Below are 2,554 nucleotides of genomic sequence, written 5' to 3'. Positions count from 1 at the left end.
GCTCGTCAGTCGCACGCATCGCGTCCACCGCATCTCACCGCAACGTTCGTGACGATCGCGACCCGCCCCTCATTCGCGTGAGACGCGCGGAGTTAAATCACTGATTTGCCCGACGGCGAAAGAGAATGTTTTTCGCGCGAGGGGTGGACAGACTTTTGGTGATTTGCCCGACGGGTTGATTTGTCGCACCCGTTGCATCCACATCGTCATTGCGAGCGGAGCGAAGCAATCCATAGCGCCCGCGTGGAGACATGGATTGCTTCGCTTCGCTCGCAATGACGGAGGGGGCAACCGCCGGCGCGCCTCACCGCATCATGGCGCCGTAGACGATGTCCTGGACCTGCTCGCGGTAGTACTTCCGGAGCTCGCCCGGCGCCGCCGTTCCGACGACCACGACCAGGCGCTCCTTCGGATCGCAGAAGAACTGCGTGCCGTAGGCGCCGTTCCAGGTGAACTCGCCGGGGTTACCTGGGACCGCTGACAGACCTTCGCTCGTTCGCACTGCCACCCCGAGGCCAAAACTGAAGCCGCCGCGATGCGGCTCCACGTTCGCGACGTTGTTCTTGATCTCAGGCCCGAGGTGGTTGGAGGTCATGTGGTGCACCGTCTTGGGCCCAAGAATGCGTTTTCCCTCGAGCTCCCCGCCGTTGAGCAGCATCTGGCCGAAACGGAGATAGTCGCCGACGGTGGCAAACGCGCAGGCGCCGCCGCAGTCGAACTTGGTCGGCGTGTCGAGCAGCCTGATGCTCTGCGGCTTGCCCGTCAGCGGATCATTCGGAAACGGACGGGCAAGACGGTCGCGCTGCCCCTCCGACGGATGGAACGTGGCATCGTTCATGCCGAGCGGCTGCCACACATTCGCAGCCAGATAATCGCCTAGCCGCTGCGAGGTGACTTTTTCGATTACCGCGCCCAGCACGTCGATCGAGAAGCCATATTCGAACTCCGTCCCCGGCTGGTGCACCAGCGGCAGCTTCGTGATGCGATCGATGAAGGCCTGCGTATCGCCCTCGACTGCCGGCGCCGTGCCGTCAGGATAGAGGCGCGCGAGCGGGCTCGAGCTGTCCGGCCGTCCGCCGTACATGAGACCGGACGTGTGGCGATAAAGGTCATGAATGGTGATCGGCGACGCTTGCGCGTCCATCTTCAACGAACCGTCCACCTGCGGAATGCCGACCTTCATGTCGGCAAAGGCCGGATAATAGTCCGCGAGCCTGGCCTGCAGCGGCAGGCGGCCCTGCTCCATCAGCGTCAGCCCGGCGACGGCGGCAAGCGGCTTGGTCATGGACGCCAGCGCGAAGACGGCATCGAGGGACATCGGCGTACCCTTGACCGGATCGAGCTGGCCATAGGCCTTGTAGTGCACGAGCTTGCCGTCCCGGGCGATCGCGACCACGGCGCCGGGCACCCGTTTCGCCGCAATCTCGCGGGCGAAGAAATCGTCCATCCGGGCCAGGCCCGGCTCCGAGAATCCGACGTCATCGGGCTTGGCCTCGGGCAAGGGCGCGGCATGTGCCATTTCGAGAGCGAAGCCGGCAGCCACGGCCGCGGCGATGAGCCTTTTCATGATTTCCTCCCGGGTGCGGATTTCGCCCGATTGTTATGCGATTTATGCGTCCACCCAATTTATGCTTAAATCATGTCTGCCGACCAACGGAGTTCGAGATGACCAGGAAACTTGCAACCGCCACCCTCATCACTTTGGCGACGCTCGCGCCTCTCGGCGGCATCGCGAAAGCCGCCCAATGCGGTAACGGCCCGGGAGGTTACGAGGCCTGGAAGGCGGAATTCGCTCGGGAGGCGAGCGGCAAGGGCATTGGACAGACCGGTGTCGCCGCCTTGATGCAGACGCACTATGCGAGCGCGACCATCGCCGCCGATCGCGGCCAGCGGAGCTTTGGCCTGTCGCTCGACCAGTTTCTCGCCAAGCGCGGCGCCTCGACCATCGTCGCGCGCGGACGATCGCTCAAGCAGTCCCACGCGGCGCTGTTCGCATCGATCGAGCAGCACTACGGCGTTCCGCCCGGGCCGCTGATTGCGATCTGGGGCATGGAGACCGGCTTTGGAAGCCAGCGCGGCAATCAGAACATGCTGTCGTCGATCGCCACCCTTGCCTATGACTGCCGCCGACCCGAATTCTTCACCGACCAGCTCTACGCGGCGCTGAAGCTGGTCGACCGGGGCGTGCTGTCGGGAGCCACGCGCGGCTCCATGCACGGCGAGGTCGGCCAGACCCAATTCATGCCCAAGAACATCCTGGCCTACGGCACCGGCAATCTCGACGTCGCCGCCAATGCGCTGAATTCGACCGCCAACTTCCTCAAAGCCCACGGCTGGCGCGCCGGCGCCGGCTACCAGCCCGGCGAACCCAACTTCGCGGCGATCGAAGCCTGGAATGCCGCCGGCGTCTATCAGAAGGCGATCGCGATCATGGGCCGCCAGATCGACGGCGAGGGCCGCGCGTCGGCGGCGCGGTGACGAATCGTAGAGCCTGAGAACCAATTCGGTCTGCGGGTAGACGGCATCCGAAGTAGCGGATGTTGAAGACCTCGAC

General features: G+C 64.4%; 2 protein-coding genes. One reads left to right on the top strand and one right to left on the bottom strand.

Annotation, left to right across the window (positions count from 1 at the left end; translation table 11 throughout):
* Nucleotides 1-304: 304 nt before the first annotated feature.
* Nucleotides 305-1,567, bottom strand: coding sequence for a serine hydrolase domain-containing protein (locus OZ411_RS42665; RefSeq protein WP_282532756.1), 1,263 nt, complete (start codon nucleotides 1,565-1,567; stop codon nucleotides 305-307).
* Nucleotides 1,568-1,665: 98 nt separating this feature from the next.
* Between OZ411_RS42665 and OZ411_RS42660 the strand changes: the two genes are divergently transcribed.
* Complete coding sequence (locus OZ411_RS42660) at nucleotides 1,666-2,478, top strand: lytic murein transglycosylase (RefSeq protein ID WP_130584067.1); 813 nt, start codon at nucleotides 1,666-1,668, stop codon at nucleotides 2,476-2,478.
* Nucleotides 2,479-2,554 lie beyond the last annotated feature (76 nt).

Origin of the sequence: Bradyrhizobium sp. Arg237L, assembly GCF_029990105.1 — a bacterium.
Classification (GTDB): Bacteria; Pseudomonadota; Alphaproteobacteria; order Rhizobiales; family Xanthobacteraceae; genus Bradyrhizobium.
The sequence above is the reverse complement of the archived record's forward strand: the minus strand, read 5'-3'. Positions and strand labels throughout refer to the sequence as shown.